Origin of the sequence: Gibbsiella quercinecans (assembly GCF_002291425.1) — a bacterium.
Classification (GTDB): Bacteria; Pseudomonadota; Gammaproteobacteria; order Enterobacterales; family Enterobacteriaceae; genus Gibbsiella; species Gibbsiella quercinecans.
In genome coordinates this window covers 2,274,304-2,295,001 of sequence record NZ_CP014136.1, presented here as the reverse complement: position 1 = coordinate 2,295,001, position 20,698 = coordinate 2,274,304, and the positions used below count along the sequence as shown (strand labels likewise).

General features: G+C 60.0%; 17 protein-coding genes. 10 read left to right on the top strand and 7 right to left on the bottom strand.

Annotated elements, in window-relative coordinates; all coding sequences use genetic code 11:
• Nucleotides 1–67 precede the first annotated feature (67 nt).
• The 6 genes from ACN28Q_RS10635 (at nt 68) to ugpQ (ending at nt 6,439) form a co-directional block, all read left to right on the top strand.
• Nucleotides 68–1,255, top strand: a complete 1,188-nt coding sequence (locus tag ACN28Q_RS10635) for an aminotransferase-like domain-containing protein (protein WP_095846315.1) — start codon at nt 68–70, stop codon at nt 1,253–1,255.
• A gap of 193 nt (nt 1,256–1,448) precedes the next feature.
• Entirely contained in the window at nt 1,449–2,768 is a 1,320-nt protein-coding gene (ugpB, locus tag ACN28Q_RS10630) for a sn-glycerol-3-phosphate ABC transporter substrate-binding protein UgpB (RefSeq protein WP_095846314.1), read from the top strand.
• 114 nt (nt 2,769–2,882) lie between these two features.
• Entirely contained in the window at nt 2,883–3,770 is an 888-nt protein-coding gene (gene ugpA / locus ACN28Q_RS10625; RefSeq protein WP_095846313.1) for a sn-glycerol-3-phosphate ABC transporter permease UgpA, read from the top strand.
• Nucleotides 3,767–4,612 (top strand): sn-glycerol-3-phosphate ABC transporter permease UgpE, encoded by an 846-nt coding sequence (gene ugpE / locus ACN28Q_RS10620; RefSeq protein WP_095846312.1) that lies wholly within the window; start codon nt 3,767–3,769, stop codon nt 4,610–4,612. Before ugpA ends, ugpE begins: the two co-directional genes overlap by 4 nt.
• 13 nt (nt 4,613–4,625) lie before the next feature.
• Nucleotides 4,626–5,699, top strand: coding sequence for a sn-glycerol-3-phosphate import ATP-binding protein UgpC (locus ACN28Q_RS10615; RefSeq protein ID WP_095846311.1), 1,074 nt, complete (start codon nt 4,626–4,628; stop codon nt 5,697–5,699).
• Entirely contained in the window at nt 5,699–6,439 is a 741-nt protein-coding gene (gene ugpQ / locus ACN28Q_RS10610; protein WP_095846310.1) for a glycerophosphodiester phosphodiesterase, read from the top strand. Before ACN28Q_RS10615 ends, ugpQ begins: the two co-directional genes overlap by 1 nt.
• Here ugpQ and ACN28Q_RS10605 read toward each other — a convergent pair whose 3' ends face one another.
• Nucleotides 6,440–6,757, bottom strand: coding sequence for a hypothetical protein (locus tag ACN28Q_RS10605; RefSeq protein WP_230469433.1), 318 nt, complete (start codon nt 6,755–6,757; stop codon nt 6,440–6,442). It lies immediately after the preceding gene.
• A gap of 267 nt (nt 6,758–7,024) precedes the next feature.
• Between ACN28Q_RS10605 and ACN28Q_RS10600 the strand changes: the two genes are divergently transcribed.
• A complete protein-coding gene (locus tag ACN28Q_RS10600) occupies nt 7,025–7,885 on the top strand; it encodes a carboxylate/amino acid/amine transporter (RefSeq protein WP_095846309.1) in 861 nt (286 codons plus the stop codon).
• Between the two features lie 389 nt (nt 7,886–8,274).
• On the opposite strand, the gene metR is transcribed toward ACN28Q_RS10600, so the two are convergent.
• Nucleotides 8,275–9,219 (bottom strand): HTH-type transcriptional regulator MetR, encoded by a 945-nt coding sequence (metR, locus tag ACN28Q_RS10595; RefSeq protein ID WP_095846308.1) that lies wholly within the window; start codon nt 9,217–9,219, stop codon nt 8,275–8,277.
• A 104-nt stretch (nt 9,220–9,323) separates the two neighbouring features.
• On the opposite strand from metR, the gene metE reads away from it, so the two are divergent.
• Together metE and ACN28Q_RS10585 are read left to right on the top strand one after the other, a co-directional pair.
• Nucleotides 9,324–11,597 (top strand): 5-methyltetrahydropteroyltriglutamate--homocysteine S-methyltransferase, encoded by a 2,274-nt coding sequence (metE, locus tag ACN28Q_RS10590; protein ID WP_095846307.1) that lies wholly within the window; start codon nt 9,324–9,326, stop codon nt 11,595–11,597.
• Between the two features lie 302 nt (nt 11,598–11,899).
• Nucleotides 11,900–12,760 (top strand): helix-turn-helix domain-containing protein, encoded by an 861-nt coding sequence (locus ACN28Q_RS10585; RefSeq protein WP_095846306.1) that lies wholly within the window; start codon nt 11,900–11,902, stop codon nt 12,758–12,760.
• A gap of 4 nt (nt 12,761–12,764) precedes the next feature.
• On the opposite strand, the gene ACN28Q_RS10580 is transcribed toward ACN28Q_RS10585, so the two are convergent.
• The 5 genes from ACN28Q_RS10580 to ACN28Q_RS10560 all read right to left on the bottom strand — a co-directional run bounded on the left by ACN28Q_RS10580 (nt 12,765) and on the right by ACN28Q_RS10560 (nt 17,805).
• Nucleotides 12,765–13,109, bottom strand: a complete 345-nt coding sequence (locus tag ACN28Q_RS10580) for a PTS fructose-like transporter subunit IIB (protein WP_095846305.1) — start codon at nt 13,107–13,109, stop codon at nt 12,765–12,767.
• Nucleotides 13,110–13,124: 15 nt separating this feature from the next.
• A complete protein-coding gene (locus ACN28Q_RS10575; RefSeq protein ID WP_095846304.1) occupies nt 13,125–14,018 on the bottom strand; it encodes a [formate-C-acetyltransferase]-activating enzyme in 894 nt (297 codons plus the stop codon).
• The gene (locus tag ACN28Q_RS10570) at nt 13,984–16,281 is read right to left on the bottom strand and encodes a formate C-acetyltransferase (protein ID WP_095846303.1); all 2,298 of its coding nucleotides are present in this window, start codon (nt 16,279–16,281) and stop codon (nt 13,984–13,986) included. Before ACN28Q_RS10570 ends, ACN28Q_RS10575 begins: the two co-directional genes overlap by 35 nt.
• 64 nt (nt 16,282–16,345) lie before the next feature.
• The gene (locus ACN28Q_RS10565; protein ID WP_095846302.1) at nt 16,346–16,666 is read right to left on the bottom strand and encodes a PTS fructose-like transporter subunit IIB; all 321 of its coding nucleotides are present in this window, start codon (nt 16,664–16,666) and stop codon (nt 16,346–16,348) included.
• 62 nt (nt 16,667–16,728) lie between these two features.
• Nucleotides 16,729–17,805, bottom strand: coding sequence for a PTS fructose transporter subunit EIIC (locus ACN28Q_RS10560; protein ID WP_095848991.1), 1,077 nt, complete (start codon nt 17,803–17,805; stop codon nt 16,729–16,731).
• A 364-nt stretch (nt 17,806–18,169) separates the two neighbouring features.
• On the opposite strand from ACN28Q_RS10560, the gene ptsP reads away from it, so the two are divergent.
• Nucleotides 18,170–20,674 carry a phosphoenolpyruvate--protein phosphotransferase gene (gene ptsP / locus ACN28Q_RS10555; protein WP_095846301.1) on the top strand — a complete coding sequence of 835 codons (2,505 nt, stop codon included), beginning with the start codon at nt 18,170–18,172 and terminating at the stop codon, nt 20,672–20,674.
• Nucleotides 20,675–20,698: the final 24 nt, after the last annotated feature.

Below are 20,698 nucleotides of genomic sequence, written 5' to 3'. Positions count from 1 at the left end.
GGGTATACAAGAGAAGGGCGCAATGTATTGCGCCCGTTTTTGTTCATGATTACGAGAAAAGAGAACAATGAGTACCGAAGGACTCCTCGCGCAACGTATCGTTAATGTTAAAAGTTCGGCAATTCGCGAATTGCTTAAACACAGTAAAATGCCGCACGTTATCTCACTGGCCGGCGGCATTCCTTCTGACGCACTGTTCGATTTTGAAGGCCTGAGCATCGCCACCCAGCAGGCTATCACCGAGCAGCCGAAAAGCGCCTTCCAGTATGGCCTGACCGAAGGCAGCCCGGTGCTGCGTGAGCGTATCTGCACGCTGTGCACCGCACGCGGTATTACGGCGCGGCCGGAAGATGTGATGGTCACCGCCGGCTCGCAGCAGGCGCTGGATCTGGTGATGCGCGCAGTGGTGAACCCCGGTGATGTGTTTGTGGTAGAACGCCCGACCTATCTGGCGGCGCTGCAAACGCTGGAACTGGCGGAAGCCAACGTGATGTCGGTGTCTTCCGACAGCGACGGCATGGTGGTTGATGAACTGGCCGAGCTGCTGAAAACCCGCAAAATCAAGGGTGTGTATGTGGTGCCAAACTTTGGCAACCCGAGCGGCCTGACGCTGAGCGCGCCACGCCGCGAGCAGTTGGTGAAACTGGCGGCCGAACACCATTTCCTGATTATTGAAGATGATCCCTACGGCGAACTGCGCTTTACGCAAGAGCGCCACGCCACGCTGTTCCAGATTGCGCAGCAGGTGCTGGGCCATACCGACAACATCATCTACACTTCGACCTTCTCGAAGATCCTAGCGCCGGGCCTGCGCCTGGGCTGGGCGATCATGCCGCCGGCGCTGTTGCACAAGGTGGCGATCATCAAGCAGGCGGCCGATCTGCACGCCAGCGCGTTATCGCAGAGCATCGTCGAATGTTATCTGGGGCTGGATCGCCTGCCGGGGCAGATCGACAAAATCCGCGCCGCCTATAAAGAAAAAGGCGAACTGCTGGCCGGGCTGATGGAGCAAGAGCTGGGCGATTACATCAGCTTCGTCCGGCCGAAGGGCGGGATGTTCCTGTGGGCGCGCTTCCGCCAGCCGTTCAACGCCACCGAGTGGTTGGCCACCACGCTGGAGCAGGGCGTGGTGTTTGTGCCGGGGGAATATTTTTTTGCGGATAACCCGGATCGCGCGACGTTCCGCCTGTCGTTCGCCACCGCTTCCGAGCAACAGATGCAGGAAGCGGTCGCCCGCCTGCGCCGTTCACTGTAATGCCTGCGGCGGCAAGGGGCGCTTCCCTTGCCGCCGACATCAAATCGCAATCTGCACTTCACCCTGCTGTCACGCCGCTGTCATCTTTTAGTTATTTTTCTGTCATGCGCGCATGGCATGTTAGCTCCCGAACAAAAACTGATTCTTTTCGCTCACGCGCATATTGCCCCACCAGCTTTTTCAGGAGTTAGGCATGCTCACCTACGCTATTCGTAAAACCACGCTGTGCGTTACGCTGGCCCTGGCGGTCAGTTCCCAGGCACTGGCGGCGACCGAGATCCCCTTCTGGCACTCGATGGAAGGCCAACTTGGCAAAGAAGTGGACTCCCTGGCGGAACGCTTCAACCAGGCGCACAGTGATTACAAAGTGGTGCCGGTCTACAAAGGCAACTATGAACAGAGCCTGGCGGCGGGGATTGCCGCTTATCGTTCAGGCAAATCGCCAGCCATCCTGCAGGTGTACGAAGTGGGCACGGCGACCATGATGGCGAGCAAGGCCATCAAGCCGGTGTACCAGGTATTCAGCGATGCCGGCATCAAGTTTGATGAGTCGGTTTTTGTGCCGACCGTATCCGGCTACTACACCGACAACAAGAGCGGCCACTTGCTTTCGCAGCCGTTTAACAGCTCGACGCCAGTGCTGTATTACAACAAAGATGCGTTCAAAAAAGCCGGGTTAGATCCTGAGCAGCCGCCAAAAACCTGGCAGGCGCTGGCTTCCGCTACCGCTAAGCTGCGGGCTGCCGGCGTGAAATGCGGCTATGCCAGCGGCTGGCAGGGCTGGATCCAACTGGAGAACTTCAGCGCCTGGCACGGCGTGCCGTTTGCTACGGAAAATAACGGCTTTGGCGGCACCAGCGCCCGGTTGGAATTCAACAAGCCGCTGCAGGTGAAGCACATCGCCATGCTGGAAGAGATGAACAAGAAAGGGGATTTCACCTATTTTGGCCGCAAGGATGAATCGACCGAGAAGTTCTACAGCGGCGACTGCGCCATTACCACCGCGTCTTCCGGCTCGTTGGCGGATATTAAACACTACGCCAAGTTTAACTTCGGCGTGGGCATGATGCCTTACGACGCTGACGTTAAAGAAGCGCCGCAGAATGCCATTATCGGCGGCGCCAGCCTGTGGGTGATGAACGGCAAAGATGCCGCAACCTACAAAGGCGTTGCTGAATTCCTGCAGTTCCTGGCGCAGCCGGAAATCGCCGCCGAATGGCACCAGAAAACCGGCTACCTGCCGATTACCACTGCCGCTTATGAACTGAGCAAGCAGCAGGGCTTCTACGGTAAGAACCCCGGCGCCGATGTGGCGACGCGCCAGATGCTGAATAAACCACCGTTGCCGTTCACCAAGGGCCTGCGCCTGGGCAATATGCCGCAGATCCGTACCGTTGTGGACGAAGAACTGGAAAGCGTCTGGACCGGCAAGAAAACCCCACAGCAAGCGCTGGATACCGCCGTACAGCGCGGCGATGCTTTGCTGAGCCGCTTTGAGGCCTCAACCAAGTAATGCGTTTGCCGGCTTATTTGCGGCAAATACGATCGATCCCCCTCCTCTCCCCAGCGGGAAGAGGGGGCAGTGCGGGCGGCGGCAACGCGGCCCAACTAACTAACGGTTAACTCTATGTCCTCGTCCCGCCCTGGTTTCGGCTGTAGCTGGCTGCCTTATCTGTTGGTGCTGCCGCAGTTGCTGATAACCGCCGTCTTTTTCTTATGGCCCGCCGGTGAAGCGCTGTGGTACTCGGTACAAACTCTCGATCCGTTCGGCATTTCCAGCCAGTTCGTCGGCCTGGAGAACTTCCGCCAACTGTTCAGCGATCCGCTGTATCTGGATTCGTTTTACACCACGCTGGTGTTCAGCTTTCTGGTTGCGGGCATTGGGCTAGTGGTTTCCCTGTTTTTGGCGGCGCTGGTGGACTATGTGATCCGCGGCAGCCGCATCTACCGCACGTTGCTGATCCTGCCTTACGCGGTGGCGCCGGCGGTGGCGGCGGTGCTGTGGATCTTCCTGTTCAACCCCGGCCTGGGGCTGATTACCTATGTGCTGCATGGGCTGGGCTATGACTGGAACCATGCGCAAAACAGCGGGCAGGCGATGTTCCTGGTGGTGCTGGCTTCGGTATGGCAGCAGATCAGCTACAACTTCCTGTTTTTCCTGGCGGCGTTGCAGTCTATCCCGCGCTCGCTGGTGGAAGCGGCGGCGATCGACGGCGCCGGCCCGGTGCGGCGTTTTTTCAACCTGGTGCTGCCGCTGATTACCCCAGTGAGCTTCTTCTTGCTGGTGGTGAACCTGGTTTACGCCTTCTTTGATACTTTCCCGGTGATCGATGCCGCCACCGGCGGCGGCCCGGTACAGTCCACCACCACGCTGATCTACAAGATTTATCGCGAAGGCTTTGCCGGCCTGGATCTGGCCAGTTCGGCAGCGCAGTCGGTGATCCTGATGCTGCTGGTGATTGGCCTGACGGTGATCCAGTTCCGCTTTGTTGAGCGTAAGGTGCGTTACCAATGATTGAGAACCGACGCGGGCTGGATATCTTCAGCCATGTGGTGCTGATTATCGGCGTGCTGCTGGTGCTGTTCCCGCTGTACGTGGCCTTCGTGGCTGCCACGCTGGACGATCAGCAAGTGTTTCAGGTGCCGATGACGCTGATGCCCGGCGGCCACCTGTGGGACAACATCAGCTATATCTGGCAAAACGGCGTGGGCAACCTCAAGGCGCCGTTCTGGCTACTGCTGCTTAACAGCCTGATTATGGCGCTGGGCATTACCGTCGGCAAAATCGTCGTCTCGGTGCTTTCCGCCTACGCCATCGTTTATTTCCGCTTCCCGCTGCGCAGCCTGTTCTTCTGGCTAATTTTCCTCACCCTGATGTTGCCGGTGGAGGTGCGTATTTTCCCGACGGTCGAGGTGATATCCAACCTTAACCTGATGGACAGCTACACCGGGCTGACGCTGCCGATGGTGGCCTCGGCGACCGCCACCTTCCTGCTGCGCCAGTTCTTCATGACGCTGCCGGATGAGCTGTTGGAAGCGGCGCGTATCGACGGCGCCGGTCCGATGCGCTTTTTCTGGGACATTGTGCTGCCGCTGTCGAAGACCCATCTGGCCGCGCTGTTTGTCATCACCTTCATATACGGCTGGAACCAATATCTGTGGCCGCTGCTGATCACCAGCGACGCGGAGATGGGCACCGCCGTGGCCGGTATCAAAAGCATGATTTCCACCTCCGGCGCGCCGACGCAGTGGAACCAGGTGATGACGGCGATGTTCCTGACTTTATTGCCACCGCTGGCGGTGGTGCTTCTGATGCAGCGCTGGTTTGTGCGCGGCCTGGTTGATAGTGAGAAATAAGGGTATACCCGCAATGGCAGGTTTAAAATTACAGGCAGTCACCAAATCTTATGACGGCAAAACCGCGGTGATTCAGCCTTTTGATCTCGATGTGGCCGACGGCGAGTTTATTGTGATGGTCGGCCCATCCGGCTGCGGCAAATCCACCCTGCTGCGTATGGTTGCCGGGCTGGAGGGCGTCAGCAGCGGCGATATCTATATCGATACCCAGCGGGTAACCAACCTGGAGCCAAAGGACCGCGGCATCGCCATGGTGTTCCAGAACTATGCGCTGTACCCGCACATGAGCGTGTACGACAACATGGCCTATGGCCTGAAGATCCGCGGCTTTGGCAAAGCGCACATCCGCCAGCGGGTGGAGGAAGCGGCGCGCATTCTGGAACTGGGGCCGCTGCTGTTGCGCAAACCGCGCGAACTGTCCGGCGGCCAGCGCCAGCGTGTGGCGATGGGGCGCGCTATCGTGCGCGAACCCGCGGTGTTCCTGTTTGATGAGCCTTTGTCCAACCTGGACGCCAAGCTGCGCGTGCAGATGCGCCTGGAATTGCAGCAGCTGCACCGGCGGCTGAAGACCACCAGCCTGTACGTGACGCACGATCAGGTGGAGGCGATGACGCTGGCGCAGCGGGTGATCGTGATGAATAAAGGCGTGGCCGAGCAGATTGGCACGCCGAGCGAAGTGTATCAACGCCCGGCGTCGCTGTTCGTCGCCAGCTTTATCGGTTCGCCGGCGATGAACCTGTTGCCGGGGACCGTCAGCATCAACGGCCAGCAACTGCAACTGGCGGATGGCACGCTGCTGCCGTTGCCGCAGGCCCGGCCGGAATGGAGTGGGCGCCAGTTGACGTTGGGCATTCGGCCGGAGCATATTCAACTGACTACGCATGAGCAGGGCGGCCTTCCGCTGGTGATGCAAACGTTGGAACTGCTCGGCGCCGATAATCTGGCGCACGGACAGTGGGGCGGCAACGGTGTGATCGCGCGTCTGAGCCATGAAACCATGCCGTCTGTCGGCAGCACACTCTATGTGCAGCTGCCCGCGCAGGCGCTGCACTTTTTTGATACCCATAGCGGGTTACGGATTGAATAATGACGACTGCCTGGCCTTATCCTCATATCGTCGCCCACCGCGGTGGTGGTTCTCTGGCGCCGGAAAATACGCTGGCGGCGATCGATGTCGGCGCCCGCCACGGGCACCGGATGATCGAATTTGACGCCAAGTTGGCCCAGGACGGGCAAATTTTCCTATTGCACGACGATACCCTGGAGCGCACCAGCAACGGTTGGGGCGTGGCGGGCGCGCTGCCCTGGGAAAAGCTGGTGCAACTGGACGCTGGCAACTGGTATAGCGCCGCGTTTAAAGGCGAAGCCCTGCCGCTGCTGACGCAGGTGGCCGAACGTTGCCGGCAACACGGCATGATGGCCAACATCGAGATTAAACCGACCATCGGCGCGGAAGAGGTGACCGGCCGCACGGTGGCGCAGGCGGCGCGTTTATTGTGGCAAGGGCAGACCGATCCGTTGCTGTCATCCTTTTCCGTTGAGGCGTTGGCGGCGGCACAGGCGGCGGTGCCTGAATTACCACGTGGCCTGCTGCTGGATGCCTGGGACGACGGCTGGCGCGCATTGACCGAACGGTTGGGCTGCGTGTCGCTGCACATCAACCATCGTGAACTGACGGCGGAGCGGGTTAATGCGCTAAAAGCCGCCGGGCTGCGGATCCTGGTTTATACCGTCAATAGCCCGGAACGTGCGCGCCAGCTACTGGGCTGGGGGGTTGATTGCATCTGTACCGACCGGATCGATTTGATCGGCCCTGACTTTGCGTGATTAACCGGCGGGGGCGGCAGGCAGCGGCGCCTGCGGCACGGACGGCGCGCTGCGATCAAACGGGGAGCGCGGTTGATTGTTGTTAGGGATCAACCGGCTATTGCCGGGGGACGTTTGCTGCAGCCGCTGTTGGTTAGCGTCAAACTGGCGTTGCTGCTGTAAACGGCGTTGTTCCCGCTGTTGGTTATCCAACATACGCTGCTGTTGTACGCTGTCCTGATTTAACGGTTGCACGCCGGCAGCGGCATTCAGATTTTGTGCGCCGGCCTGCCAGGCCAGCAGTAGCAAAGCGATAAAGAGTGCTGGTGTTTTCATCATGTTCTCCCTGCCTTAAGCATAACCCAACGTGCTAAATTTGCGATAAGAGCAATTTTCAAACAGACGTCAACCGCCTTTGTGCCACATGGCCGCCCGCCTTCCGTTACAATCGCCTTTTCTGACTCATACTCTAAATAATTCGAGTTGCAGGAAGGCGGCAACGCAGCGAGTCCCCAGGAGCTTACTGGAGTAAGTGACCGGGGTGAGCGAGGAAAGCCAACGTACCTGCAACTTGAAGTATGACGAGTATATTAGGGTGAAACTGACGTGTTTCTTCTGGTTATTACCACCATTTTATGGGCGTTCTCGTTTAGCCTGATTGGCGAATATCTGGCGGGGCAGGTGGATAGCTGGTTTTCGGTGCTGATACGCATCGGGCTGGCGGCGCTGGTGTTTCTGCCGTTCTTGCGCTGGCGCAACATCCGGCTGCGCGTGATCCTGCTGTACATGATCGTCGGCGCTTTCCAGCTTGGCATTATGTATTTGTTCAGCTTCCGCGCTTACATGTACCTGACGGTGCCGGAATTCCTGCTGTTTACCGTGCTGACGCCGTTGTATGTCACGCTGATTTACGATGTGATTAGCCGCCGGCGCCCACGCTGGAGCTATGTGCTGAGCGCGCTGCTGGCGGTGCTGGGCGCGGCGATTATCCGTTATCACCAGGTGAGCGAGCATTTCTGGTGGGGGCTGTTGCTGGTGCAGGCGGCGAATATCTGCTTTGCTATCGGCATGGTGGGTTATAAGCGCCTGATGGAAGTGCATCCGTTGCCGCAGCATACCGCGTTTTCCTGGTTCTACCTGGGGGCGCTGATCGTGGCGGTATTCGCCTGGGGCCTGTGGGGCAACCCGCAGCAACTGCCGACCACCGGCCTGCAGTGGGGGGTATTGATCTGGCTGGGCGTCGTGGCCTCTGGGCTGGGCTACTTCATGTGGAACTACGGCGCTACCCAGGTGGATGCCGGTACGCTGGGCATCATGAATAATATGCACGTGCCCGCCGGGCTGCTGGTCAATCTGGCGATCTGGCAGCAACAGCCGCACTGGCCGAGCTTCCTGATCGGCGGCGCGGTGATTGTCGCTTCGCTGTGGGTGCACCGCCGCTGGGTGGCGCCGAACAGCAAAAGCTGAATCGCTTTCCCTCACCCCGACCCTCTCCCACAGGGAGAGGGAGAAAAGCTGCCCGGCGCTCAAGAGGGAAACCGCGTTTGCTGTAATACGCACGGCAATGTCCAAACCCAACGCTGAACGATCCCCTCTCCCTGCGGGAGAGGGCTAGGGTGAGGGCCACAACCTTACGCCGAACGATCCCCTCTCCCTCTGGGAGAGGGTTAGGGTGAGGGCCGCAACCAACGCCGAACGATCCCCTCTCCCTCTGGGAGAGGGCCAGGGTGAGGGCCACAACCGACGCCGAACGATCCCCTCTCCCTCTGGGAGATGGCTAGGGTGAGGGCCACAACCAACACCGGACGATCCCTCTCCCTCTGGGAGAGGGCTAGGGTGAGGGGGATTGGAGAAAGCTAAGGTGAAGTCTGTAGCGTAGTTAGCGCCGGTGCCCCTGGGCGGCCGGCGTCGCGCACGAACGGCAGGTGTTGGCACGCATGCTGGCGCGCCGAACGAATAAAGGCCTCGGTTACCGCCTGGCGCTGTTCGCCGTCGCGCACCGCCGCATACAGCCGGCTCCACAGGCCGTCGCCCAAGGTTTTGGTGACGATCAGCCCCTGGCGCTCGAAGCTTTCCACCACCCAGTGCGGCAGGGCGGCAATGCCCATGCGGGCGGACACCATCTGAATCAGCAACAGCGTATTGTCGACGTTTTTCAGCGCCGGGCTGATGCCCGCCGGCTGCAAGAAGTGGCGCCAGATATCCAGCCGTTGGCGCTGCACCGGGTAAATCATCAGCGTCTCATCCGCCAGATCTTCCGGTTCAATCCGCGCCTTGGCCGCCAAAGGATGGTCCGGCGCCAGCACCAGCCGAACTTCAAAATCAAACATAGGCGAATAGTGCAGCCCGCTGCGCGGCAGAATGTCGGATGTCATCACCAGATCCAGCTCGCCCTGCTGCAGCGCCGGCTGTGGATCAAACGTCACGCCGGATTTAAAATCCATGACCACCTGCGGCCAGCTTTGGCGGAAGTTGTCCAGCGCCGGCGTGAGCCACTGGATACAGCTGTGGCACTCAATGGCGATGCGCAGCGTTGCCTGATGCGGTTCGCGGCAGTCCTGCAGCGCCTGCTGGATCTGCGGTAAAACCTGTTCTGCCAACTGCAGCAGGATCTCGCCCTGGGCGGTAAAACGCAGGGGATGGCTTTTACGAACGAACAGTTTGAACCCCAGGCGCTGCTCCAGATCGCTGAACTGGTGCGACAGCGCCGATTGGGTTTGATGGAGTTGTGCAGCGGCAGCGGCCAGCGAGCCAGTATTGCGCAGTGCCTGCAATGTCCTTAAGTGTTTCAGTTCGATCATGAGAGTCCTTCACAGTGACAGTGAATAAATTGCGCTTGTGGTTAATACAGTACCTGCTGATTATAGATGTGTAAACATCTGGACGGCTAAATGGGAATATGACGATGGCAATTTTGAATCACACACTGGGTTTTCCACGCGTTGGTCTGCGTCGTGAACTGAAAAAAGCGCAGGAAAGCTACTGGGCAGGTAACTCAACGCAGGAAGAACTGTTAGCGGTTGGCCGCGAGCTGCGCGCTCGCCATTGGCAACAGCAGCAGCAAGCCGGGGTGGATCTGGTGCCGGTCGGCGATTTCGCCTGGTACGATCACGTATTGACCACCAGCCTGCTGCTGGGCAACGTGCCTGCCCGCCACCAAAACAAAGATGGTTCTATCGATCTGGATACGCTGTTCCGCATCGGCCGTGGCCGTGCGCCAACCGGCGAACCTGCCGCCGCGGCGGAAATGACCAAGTGGTTTAACACCAACTACCACTACATGGTGCCTGAATTCCAAAAAGGCCAGCAGTTCAAACTGGGCTGGACCCAACTGCTGGACGAAGTTGACGAAGCGCTGGCGCTGGGCCACAAAATCAAACCTGTGCTGCTGGGGCCGGTAACCTACCTGTGGCTGGGCAAAGTGAAAGGCGAACAGTTCGATCGCCTGTCATTACTGAAAGACATCCTGCCGGTTTATCAGCAAGTGCTGGCCGAACTGGCGAAACGCGGCGTTGAGTGGGTGCAGATTGATGAGCCTGCGCTGGTGCTGGAGCTGCCGCAGGAATGGCTGAACGCCTTCAAACCGGCGTATGAAGCGCTGCAAGGCCAGGTAAAACTGCTGCTGACCACTTACTTCGACAGCATCGGCCATAATCTGGACACCATCCGTGCGCTGCCGGTACAAGGGCTGCATGTGGATCTGGTCGCCGGCCATGACGACGTTACCGCGCTCAACCAGGCGCTGCCGCAAGATTGGCTGCTGTCTCTGGGTGTGATCAACGGCCGCAACGTTTGGCGCGCCGATCTGAGCAACTGGTTTGATCGCCTGCAACCGCTGGTGGGTAGCCGCCAACTGTGGATCGGCTCTTCCTGCTCATTGCTGCACAGCCCTATCGATCTGAGCGTGGAAACCCGCCTGGACGATGAAGTGAAGAGCTGGTTTGCCTTCGCACTGCAAAAATGTGCCGAGCTGGCGCTGCTGACCCAGGCGTTGAACGCGCCGGATGCCGATAAACAGAAACAGCTGGATGCCTACAGCGCGCCAATCCGTGCACGCCGTGAATCCACCCGTGTGCACAATGCGCAGGTGGAAAACCGCCTGGCCGCCATTACCGCCCGCGATATCGAACGCCAGCATGCGTATGTCGAACGTGCGAAAGCGCAGCGTGCGCGTTTCAATCTGCCGGCCTGGCCGACCACCACCATCGGCTCTTTCCCGCAGACCACTGAAATCCGCGGCCTGCGCCTGGACTTCAAACAGGGCCGCCTGGACGGCAACAACTACCGCACCAGTATCGGCGAGCACATTAAACAAGCGGTCGCCGAGCAGGAACGCCTGGGGCTGGACGTGCTGGTGCACGGCGAAGCCGAGCGTAACGACATGGTGGAATACTTCGGTGAAAACCTGGACGGCTTCGTCTTTACCCAGAACGGCTGGGTGCAAAGCTACGGTTCCCGCTGCGTGAAGCCACCGATCATCATCGGCGACATCAGCCGCCCGCAGCCGATCACCGTCGAATGGGCCAAGTTTGCCCAGTCGCTGACCGACAAACCGGTGAAAGGGATGCTGACCGGGCCGGTAACCATCCTGTGCTGGTCGTTCCCGCGTGAAGACGTCAGCCGCGAAGTGATCGCTAAGCAGATCGCTCTGGCGCTGCGTGACGAAGTGGCGGATCTGGAGAAAGCCGGTATCGGCATCATCCAGATCGATGAACCTGCGCTGCGCGAAGGCCTGCCTCTGCGCCAATCTGATTGGGCGGCTTACCTGCGCTGGGCGGTGGATGCCTTCAAGCTCAACGCGGCGGTTGCACAGGATGACACGCAGATCCACACCCATATGTGTTACTGCGAGTTCAACGACATCATGGACTCTATCGCGGCGCTGGATGCAGACGTGATCACCATCGAAACCTCACGCTCTGATATGGACCTGCTGGAAGCGTTCAAAGAGTTTGAATACCCGAACGAAATCGGCCCAGGCGTTTACGATATTCACTCGCCGAACGTGCCAAGCGTGGAATGGATCGAAGCGTTGCTGCGCAAAGCGGCGCAGAACATCCCGGCTGAGCGCCTGTGGGTGAATCCGGACTGCGGCCTGAAAACCCGCGGCTGGCCGGAAACCCGGCTGTCGCTGGAAAACATGGTGCTGGCGGCCAAACGCCTGCGCGAACAGGCATAAGTACCGCGCTACGGCCGCTGGGCCGTAGCGTAGTTGTCATTTGATGGATACACGATGTTGGGCGCTTCGGCGCCCTTTTTTTGTGCCTGCGGTTCTGACCGGCTATCGGGCCCGTTCCTGCGGCGCCACAGAAAACTACGGCGTTATGGCGGCCGAAATCATCACCGCGCCAGCCAAAAACCATGCTAAGTGCACCGCTACTTGCACCATTATTGCTCAAATTGTTGCTCTGCCCCCACTTTTTGCTCGCCGCTATCCGTTATCATCTGGCGTTATCTTTTCTGGGATGAAAGGTGTGACACATGAAACATCCGCTTGAAGCGGTGCTGGCGCCGTTGCTTGACGATCCGTCGGGTGTCCGGCAGGTCTATTTTGCGGGTAACCAGCAGCCGGCGCCGGCGCTGGCCTATCAGGTAAACTTTCCCCGCCTGGAGCTGGTGCTGAGCGGGGAACTGGATATGACATGGCAAGGCAGCCAGGGCGACGGGCAGCAACAGCGGCTGTTGCCGGGGGATGTGCTGTTTGTGCCGGCGCGCGGCTGGAACAACCCCAACTGGCAGCGGCCGGTCACGACGCTGAGCCTGCTTTTCGGCAAACAACAGTTGGGCTACAGCCTATTACAATGGGATGGGCAGAACACGGTGCCGCTGGGAAAAGGCAACGTCGGGCGCCGTGGCCCACGCGTCGGCTCATTTATGCTGCAGGCGTTGACCGAACTGGCCTGGCACCAGAGCGATCAGCCCACCGCGCGTTTTCTGGTCAAAGGGTTGCTGAGCCATGCGCTGGATCTGTTCAGCTCTTCGGTGCAAACCGCCTCGCGCAGCCAGGCGCTGTTTGGCGCGGTGCGCGATTATCTGGAAGAACACTACCGCGAGCCGCTAACCCGTGAATCGGTGGCGCAGGCGTTTTATATCTCCCCGAACTATCTCTCCCACCTGTTCCAAAAATCCGGCGGCGTCGGGTTCAATGAATACCTGAACCATGTGCGCCTGGAGCAGGCCAAGCACCTGCTCAAGCGTTACGATATGAAGGTGAAGGAAGTGGCGCACGCCTGCGGCTTTGTCGACAGCAACTATTTCTGCCGTATCTTCCGCAAAAACACCGAGCGTTCGCCCTCGGAATACCGCGGGCAATACCGTAGCGAACTGAGCGAACGGGAATAGGCGGCTATTCCACCAGAATATGGGTTTCCTGCGGTGAGGTGGCCGCTTTGCGCACCGCGCTAAAGGCCTTTTCCGGCTGGCACAGGAAGGTATTGATGGCGGTTTGCACGCAGCGGCGGTGGGTGAAGCGCTCGCTGCCTTCCAGTTGGATATCGGTGATCAGCAGCACCACATCGGCCTGCGCCAGATCCTGCTCCGTCAGGGGGTTTTCAATCCCCAATGCTCCCTGGGTTTCGACCTTCAGCGGCCATTTTTCCTGCGCGCACAGCTTTTCCAGCTTTTCGGCCGCCATATAAGTGTGCGCAACGCCACTGACGCAGGCGGTTACCGCCACCAGCTTAATCGACATGCCAACCCCCTTGCGTTAACCCCCGGTCACCACCCGGTATCCTGCTGCTTCGGCCATGGCGCGCAACGGCGCAATGTCCTGCTCGGTTGGCGGCGCCACATCGCGTAGCGGGTAATCGCGCCCCAGCAGTTCATACTTGGCCGCGCCGTATTGGTGGAACGGCAGCAGATGGATCTCTTTTAACGCGAAAGGGGCCAGAAAAGCCAGTATCTGCGCGACATTTTCCTGGCTGAGGGTGTAACCGGGGATCAGGGGAACGCGTGGAGTGAGGGCCACGCCGCGTGCGGCCAGGGCGGCGAAGTTAGCCAGCACCCGCGGTTGGTTGATGTTCAATACGCGCCTTGCGGTGCCGGTGTCCATGATTTTCAGATCGAACAGCACCTGATCGCAATGCTCCGTCAGCAGCAACAACCTGGGCAGCGGCGCGTCGCCGGCGGTCTCTATCGCCGTGTGGATGCCGTACCGGCGCAGGCGCTGGAGCAGTTGCCCGGCGAAGGGCGCCTGCATCAGCACTTCGCCGCCGGAGAGCGTTACGCCCCCGCCGGAAGTGCGGTAAAACACCTCGTCTTTCAGTAACTGTTGCAGCAGGGCCTCCAGCCCGATGAATTGCCCGATGCGCTCCAGCGCCCCGCTTGGGCATTCGTCGGGATCGTTCAAGCAGGGCTGGCAGTGCAGGCATTTGGCCATGCGCCGCACGATGTGCTGCCGCGGCGACATGGATTCCGGGTTGGCGCACCACGGGCAGGTGTGCGGGCACCCTTTGAAGAACACCACGCTGCGGATGCCGTGGCCGTCATTCAGCGAATAGCGCTGGATGTTGAAAATATGGCCCTGCGGCCCGCTGGGCGCCCGGTCTGCACCGGGCGCGATCAGGCTACAGTTGATGCGCTGTACGGCGGATGATGTCATCCTGGATCTCCTTCGACAGCTCAACGAAGAATGCGCTGTAACCGGCGACGCGCACCACCAGCCCGGCGTAGTCCTGCGGCCTGGCCTGGGCGGCGCGCAGCGTCTCGGCGTTTACCACGTTGAACTGGATATGCTGCAGTTTGAGCTTGGTGAAGGCGCCGAGGAAATCCGCCAGCTTGTTCAACCCGGCCTGGCCTTCCAGCGTGCTGGGGGTGAACTTCACGTTCAGCAGGGTGCCGTTGGACAGCAGGTAGTTGTCCAGCTTACTGACCGATTTGAGCACCGCCGTCGGCCCCTGCGCGTCCTGGCCCAGCATCGGCGAAAGCCCGCCGTCCGCCAACTGCTCGCCCGCCAGCCGCCCGTCCGGCGTCGCGCCGACTACCGCCCCCAGCGGGACGTGGGCGGAAACGGTATACGAACCCGGTGTGAACTGGCCGCCGCGCGGGTTACGGTATTTTTCCACCTCTTTGCAGTAAAAACGCAGCAGTTCGGCGCTGATCAGGTCAACTTCGTCAATATCATTGCCATATTTATCAAAGCGGTTGATCAGCCGTGCGCGGATTTTCTGCCCTTCCTGGGTGGCAAAGTTATCTTTCAGCGTGGCCAACAACTGATCGAAGCTCACGCGCTGCTGATCAAACACCAGCCCCTTAAGGGCATACAGCGAGTCGCTTAGGTTGGCGATACCGATACCCTGCACGCCGGAGAAGTTATAGCGGGCGCCGCCGGCGGTAATGTCTTTGCCGCTTTGCAGGCAATCTTCCACGAACGACGACAGCAGCGGCACCGGCGCCCAGTCGCGGTGGCCGATATCACAGACGTTGCTGCCTTCGGCCATCAGCCTGACGTAGTGGCGGATTTTTTCCCGGATCTGGCTGAGTAACTGCGGATAGGTCAGCGCGGCGTTGCCTTCGTTTTCCAGCAGCGCCAGCTCCATCACCTTCAGCAGGTTGAACATCGCAATATCATGCAGGCCGTAGGTGCGGCCGGGGATCGACAGCTCCACGCAACCCACCACCGAATAATCGCGCGCGTCTTCCAGCGTGACGCCGCGGTTGAGAAACGCCGGCACCACCACCTCATCGTTGAACACCTGCGGGATACCGGTGCCCAGGCGGATGGTTTCGGCGGTTTTCAGCAGGAACGGCCGATCGATAAACTCATTCACCCGCACGCCAAGGTTCGGTTGCGGCAGGCGGATGCTCTGGTAGGCGTCCAGGCACAGGAACGACAGCACGTTGACTGCGCTGCGCCCGGTCTCCGTCAGGCCGCCCAGCAAAATGGTGTAGCCAGTGGGGAAGCCGGCGAAGTAGCGTGCGCTGGCGGTGGAACGCAGCAGCACGATGTCGTTGCACTTCACCCACAGGCTTTCCAGCAGTTCGCGCAGGAAGGCCGGATCGTCACCCTGGTTGAGCGAAGCCTGGTAGAACGACAGCATGTACTGATCGAAGCGGCCGAGCGACAGCGAACTGGCGTTGGATTCATACTGCAGGATGATGTTCATGTACCAGAACAGTTGGCAGGCCTGATAAAAATCCTGTGGTCGTTGATGGGCCACCTGCTCAGAAATGTGGGCGATGCGCAGCAGTTCCGCCTTGCGCGCGGCGTTTTCGCACGCCGCCGCCATCTGCTGCGCCAGGCCGGCGTAGCGCAGGATATGTCGCTGTGACGCTTGCAACAGCAGCAGCGCCGCTTGGTAAAAGGCGTTGTCCGGCTGCTGCGCCACATAGTGCTGCAGTTCGGCCAACAGGGCATCCAGGCCGTTATTCAATAAGCGCGGGTAATCAATGATGATATGCCCCTGGCCTTTATCGGTCTGGTTGATACTGAAAATTTGGGTCTGGGTGGCGGCCTTGACCGCCGCCGGCATCTGGCCGTTGATGAAATCCTTCATGGAGCGCTGTGCCCAGTAAGGGTAGAGCTGTTCGCGGTATACGTGTTTATCCTGTTCAGAAATGGCGAAGCGATCCTGTGGGCGGGTAGGGAAGGTATCAAGCTCCTGCAGCAGCCAGTAGGGGTCCATCTCCGGCGACACAATGCCGGCGCGCGGTTTGATGGTACGGTTGCCGGCGATCAGTTCATCATCACGGATGCCGATCGCCACGTGATCGAGGATATGCGCCGTGGCCCTGGCCCGCCGCAGCAGGGTGGGTTGCCCTTCGGTCTGGCGGTGGCTGGCGGTATACAGCAGCGCCCGCTCCAGCGAGATTTCGCGCGGGGCGGAAAACAGGGCGGCTTTCAGGCGTTCGATACGGGATGTCATGAGGTTATCCTTCTTCCTACGGAACGGGCAAACAACCCCGGCGCAGGCGCACCGGGGCCGGCGGTCAGGCGGTTTGCGCCAGGTGTGCGGCGATCTTGTCCATGATGGCGTCGGCACGTTTCACCGCGTCGCTGATCGCCACGCGCACCACGGTTTTGCCTTTGAAGCGTTCTTCAAGCTTGATGCCGATGTCTTTGGTCAGGATCACCAGATCGGCGGCGGCCACGTCTTGCGGCGTGAGTTCGTTTTCCAGACCGATGGAACCCTGGGTTTCTACCTTGCATTGCCAGCCCTTGGCTTTCGCCGCGCGTTCAATGGCTTCGGCGGCCATGTAGGTGTGGGCGACGCCGGATGGGCAAGCGGTTACAGCAATAATGTTAGCCATGATTATCTCCTTCGTATGCAAAGCGCCGTCTTATCGGCGTTTGCCGCCCGCACGGGCGCGGTTTAGTTGATTTCAAAATCCAGATCCAGATCGCTCTCTTTTGCCGCCGCCGCCTGTTTTTTGGCCGCGAAACTTTTGAGCAGGTTAACCAGCAGTGCCGTTACCGTCATACCGACCAGCAGCGCGATGATGAAGCCCAGTTTGCCTTCCACCACCGGCAGCACGATAAGCCCGCCCCAGCCGGCATAGCACTGTGCGCCCAGCAAGGCCGCGGTGGTGGCTGCGCTGGCGGCGCCGATCATAATCGCCGGGATCACGCGCAGCGGATCGGCGGCGGCGAACGGGATTGCCCCTTCGGTGACGCCGACGCAGCCCATCAAAATGGCGGCCTTACCGGCTTCGCGTTCTTCTACAGTGTAATATTTCCGGCCGATCAGGGTGGCGAACCCCAGCCCGAGCGGTGGGGTGGCGATCGCCACGGCGGCGATGGCGACCACGGTGTAAACCCCCTGCGCCACGCAGATCAGCATGAAGGCATAGGCCACTTTGTTCACCGGGCCGCCCATATCGAAGGCCAGCATCAGCCCCATAATGATCGCCAACACCACGATGCTGCCTTGCTGCATGCCCTGCAGCCATTCCGTCAGGCCGGTGGTCAGCGCGCCGATCGGCGCTCCCAGCCCCCACATCATGATGCCGGCCGTCAGCAGCGTGCCGATGATGGGGATCACGAAGATCGGCATCACCGAACGCAGGATCTTCGGCACCGGGATCTTCTTCAGGTAAAACACGATCGTCCCGCCCAGCAGGCCGGCGATAATGGCGCCAAAGAAGCCGGCGCCGAAGGAAGCGCCCACCCAGGCGCCGATGGCCGCCGGGGCCAGCGCGGAGCGATCGGCAATGGAGTAGCCGATGTAAGCCGCCAGGAAAGGCACCATCAGCGTCAGGCCGGCGACGCCGATATCAAACAGCTTTTTCAGGTTGGGATCGGTTGCGGCGTCCGGCACCGCCCCTTTGCCGTACAGCATGACGGAAACCGCCAGTAAAATGCCGCCGGCCACCACAAACGGGATCATGTGGGATACGCCGGTCATCAGGTGCTGGCGCGTATTTTTTAGGATGTTTATCAGCTCTTTCATCATTCATTCCCCCGGTGTTAACCAGCGTGCTCTGAGTACAGAAACCATCAGGAAAAATAACCCTTGCTGGAGAAAGGTTGTTGCCTAACACAATAGGCAAGCGCCCTGCGCGCCAACAGTGGATAAAGTTGCCATTTACTGGATTTTTGTAATGTCAGGGGAAAAGTGAGATCCAACGCAAATTGCACAGCGAGATAAAACGCCGCCGGTATGGCTCGCTTTGTGAGCCAGTTCGCATTTATGCCAGTATCTTACATTTGTCCAGCGTTTGGCATTTTTGTCCGCTAGCCGTCGCGGGGCGGCGGCTCTTATCCTTGTGGCAAACCGGTGCTTTCCGGCACTGCTTTGATATGAGGAAATATCAATGGCCAAAATCGTGACGTTTACCTGCTCGCTGCCCAATGGCATCCATGCCCGCCCGGCCAGCCACATTGAAAGCCTGTGTAACGGGTTTAGCTCGCACTTTCACTGGCATAATCCGCGTACCGGCATCACGGGGGATGGTAAAAGCGTGCTGTCGCTGATCGGCGCCGATATCCTGCTCGGCGACCAATGCCAGGTGACGATTGAAGGGGAAGATGAGCAGGGTGCCTTTGAGCGCCTGAGCCACTTCATTACCCATGAATTCCCGCATTGCGACGAACCGCTGCCGCAGGAAGCGGGGGCTGATGAACTGGAGCCGGTGCCGGCCGCGCTGGCCAACCTGCAACCCACCTTGCTGCGCGCTAAAGCGGTAAGCCAGGGCTCGGCGCTCGGCAAACTGGTGCATTTGGCGCGGGTCGATCTCGGCGCGCTGGGCGATCTGCCGGCGTCGGCCGGGGTTGAGCAGGAACAGCAACGGCTGGCCGACGGCCTGGCCTGTTTAAGCAAAGCGCTGGAGCTGCAACTGATGGCCGGCGCCGGTACCGCCACGGCCGTGCTGGAGGCGCACCGTTCACTGCTGCGCGACGCGGCCTTCCGCCAGCATCTGTTGGACGGCGTGCTGCAAGGCGCCAGCTGCGCCGCGGCTATCGTCGCCACCGCCGCCCACTTTAGCCAGCAGTTGGCGCAGTCCGCCAGCGCCTACCTGCGCGAGCGCGAGCTGGACATCCGCGATCTGTGCTTCCAACTGCTGCAGCAGATTTACGGCGAGCCGCGTTTCCCCTGCCAGCAGGCGCTGCATGAAGACAGCATCTGCCTGACTGACGATCTGACGCCGAGCCAGTTTCTGGAACTGGACAAGCGCTATCTGAAAGGGCTGCTGTTAGGCAGCGGCGGCAGCACCTCGCATACCGTAATTTTGGCACGCTCGTTCAATATCCCGACGCTGGTGGGCGCTGACGCCGCCGCGTTGCAGCCCTACCTGAATCAACAGGTACAGATCGACGGCGATCTGGGGCTGGTCGCCTGCGATCTTAACGAACCGGTACGGCGCTATTACCGCCAGGAACAATGGTTGCGTGAACAGTTGCGCCAGCAGCAAAGCGCTTATCTGGCCGCACCGGCCCACACCGCCGACGGCGTGCGGATGGAAGTGGCGGCCAACATCGCCCATGCGGTGGAGGCCAAAGCCGCGTTTGCCAACGGCGCCGAATCGATAGGCTTGTTCCGCACGGAAATGCTGTATATGGACCGCACCACGGCGCCGACGGAAGACGAACTGTACAACATCTATTGCCAGGCGGTGGAAGCGGCCGCCGGCAAACCGATTATCGTGCGCACCATGGATATCGGCGGCGACAAACCGGTGGATTACCTCAACATTCCGGCGGAAAACAACCCGTTCCTCGGCTATCGCGCGGTGCGCATTTATCAGGAATTCCTGCCGCTGTTTCGCACCCAGTTGCGTGCCATCCTGCGCGCTTCCGCCCACGGCCCGCTGAAAGTGATGATCCCGATGATCTCTTCGATGGAAGAGATCCTGTGGGTGAAGGATCAACTGACCGAAGTAAAACAGGCGCTGCGCGGCGGGCAGGTGCCGTTTGATGAAAAGATCCCGCTCGGCATCATGTTGGAAGTGCCTTCCGTGCTGTTCATCATTGAACAGTGCTGTGAAGAAATAGATTTCTTTAGCATCGGCAGCAACGATCTGACGCAGTACCTGCTGGCGGTGGATCGCGATAACGCCAAGGTGACCAAGCATTACAACAGCCTCAACCCGGCGTTTTTGCGCAGCCTGGATTATGCGGTGCGCGAAGTGCATCGGCAGGGCAAATGGATTGGCCTGTGCGGCGAACTGGGGGCAAAAGGCTCGGTGCTGCCGCTGCTGGTGGGGATGGGGCTGGACGAAATCAGCATGAGCGCCCCGGCGATCCCGGCCACCAAGGCGCGGCTGGCGAAGCTCGACAGCCGCGAGTGCCGCCTGTTGCTCAACCGCGCCATGGCCTGCCGCACGTCGCTGGCGGTGGAACACCTGCTGGCGCAGTTCCGTATGGAACAAAGCGATGCGCCGCTGATCACCCCTCAATGCATTGCTCTTGATGCCGATTGGCGCAGCAAGGAGGAAGTGATCAAAGGCATGGTGGATAACCTGCTGCTGGCCGGGCGCTGCCGCTATCCGCGCAAACTGGCGGCCGATGTATGGGCGCGCGAGGCGGTCTTCTCTACCGGGCTGGGGTTTGGCTTCGCTATCCCGCACACCAAATCGGAGCACATTGAACAATCGACCATCAGCGTGGCCAAACTGGCCCACCCGGTGGCGTGGGGCGATGAGGAGGCGCAGTTCGTCATTATGCTGACGCTGAACAAACACGCCGCGGGCGATCAGCACATGCGTATTTTCTCCAAACTGGCCCGGCGCATTATGCATGAAGGCTTTCGCGCCGCACTGGTCAACGCAGACTCCGCCCAGCAGGTGGTTAGCCTGCTGCAACAGGAACTTGAACTGTAATTTATTCCGGGCGCATGGGCGCCC

Excerpts from the sequence above, each read along its gene's own strand:
- ACN28Q_RS10570 (WP_095846303.1), bottom strand. The coding sequence starts at position 16,281 with ATGACATCCCGTATCGAACGCCTGAAAGCCGCCCTGTTTTCCGCCCCG.
- ACN28Q_RS10615 (WP_095846311.1), top strand. The coding sequence starts at position 4,626 with ATGGCAGGTTTAAAATTACAGGCAGTCACCAAATCTTATGACGGCAAA.
- ugpB (WP_095846314.1), top strand. The coding sequence starts at position 1,449 with ATGCTCACCTACGCTATTCGTAAAACCACGCTGTGCGTTACGCTGGCC.
- ugpQ (WP_095846310.1), top strand. The coding sequence starts at position 5,699 with ATGACGACTGCCTGGCCTTATCCTCATATCGTCGCCCACCGCGGTGGT.
- ACN28Q_RS10635 (WP_095846315.1), top strand. The coding sequence starts at position 68 with ATGAGTACCGAAGGACTCCTCGCGCAACGTATCGTTAATGTTAAAAGT.
- ACN28Q_RS10585 (WP_095846306.1), top strand. The coding sequence starts at position 11,900 with ATGAAACATCCGCTTGAAGCGGTGCTGGCGCCGTTGCTTGACGATCCG.
- ACN28Q_RS10605 (WP_230469433.1), bottom strand. The coding sequence starts at position 6,757 with ATGATGAAAACACCAGCACTCTTTATCGCTTTGCTACTGCTGGCCTGG.
- metE (WP_095846307.1), top strand. The coding sequence starts at position 9,324 with ATGGCAATTTTGAATCACACACTGGGTTTTCCACGCGTTGGTCTGCGT.
- ACN28Q_RS10580 (WP_095846305.1), bottom strand. The coding sequence starts at position 13,109 with ATGTCGATTAAGCTGGTGGCGGTAACCGCCTGCGTCAGTGGCGTTGCG.
- metR (WP_095846308.1), bottom strand. The coding sequence starts at position 9,219 with ATGATCGAACTGAAACACTTAAGGACATTGCAGGCACTGCGCAATACT.
- ugpA (WP_095846313.1), top strand. The coding sequence starts at position 2,883 with ATGTCCTCGTCCCGCCCTGGTTTCGGCTGTAGCTGGCTGCCTTATCTG.
- ugpE (WP_095846312.1), top strand. The coding sequence starts at position 3,767 with ATGATTGAGAACCGACGCGGGCTGGATATCTTCAGCCATGTGGTGCTG.
- ACN28Q_RS10575 (WP_095846304.1), bottom strand. The coding sequence starts at position 14,018 with ATGACATCATCCGCCGTACAGCGCATCAACTGTAGCCTGATCGCGCCC.
- ptsP (WP_095846301.1), top strand. The coding sequence starts at position 18,170 with ATGGCCAAAATCGTGACGTTTACCTGCTCGCTGCCCAATGGCATCCAT.
- ACN28Q_RS10560 (WP_095848991.1), bottom strand. The coding sequence starts at position 17,805 with ATGAAAGAGCTGATAAACATCCTAAAAAATACGCGCCAGCACCTGATG.
- ACN28Q_RS10565 (WP_095846302.1), bottom strand. The coding sequence starts at position 16,666 with ATGGCTAACATTATTGCTGTAACCGCTTGCCCATCCGGCGTCGCCCAC.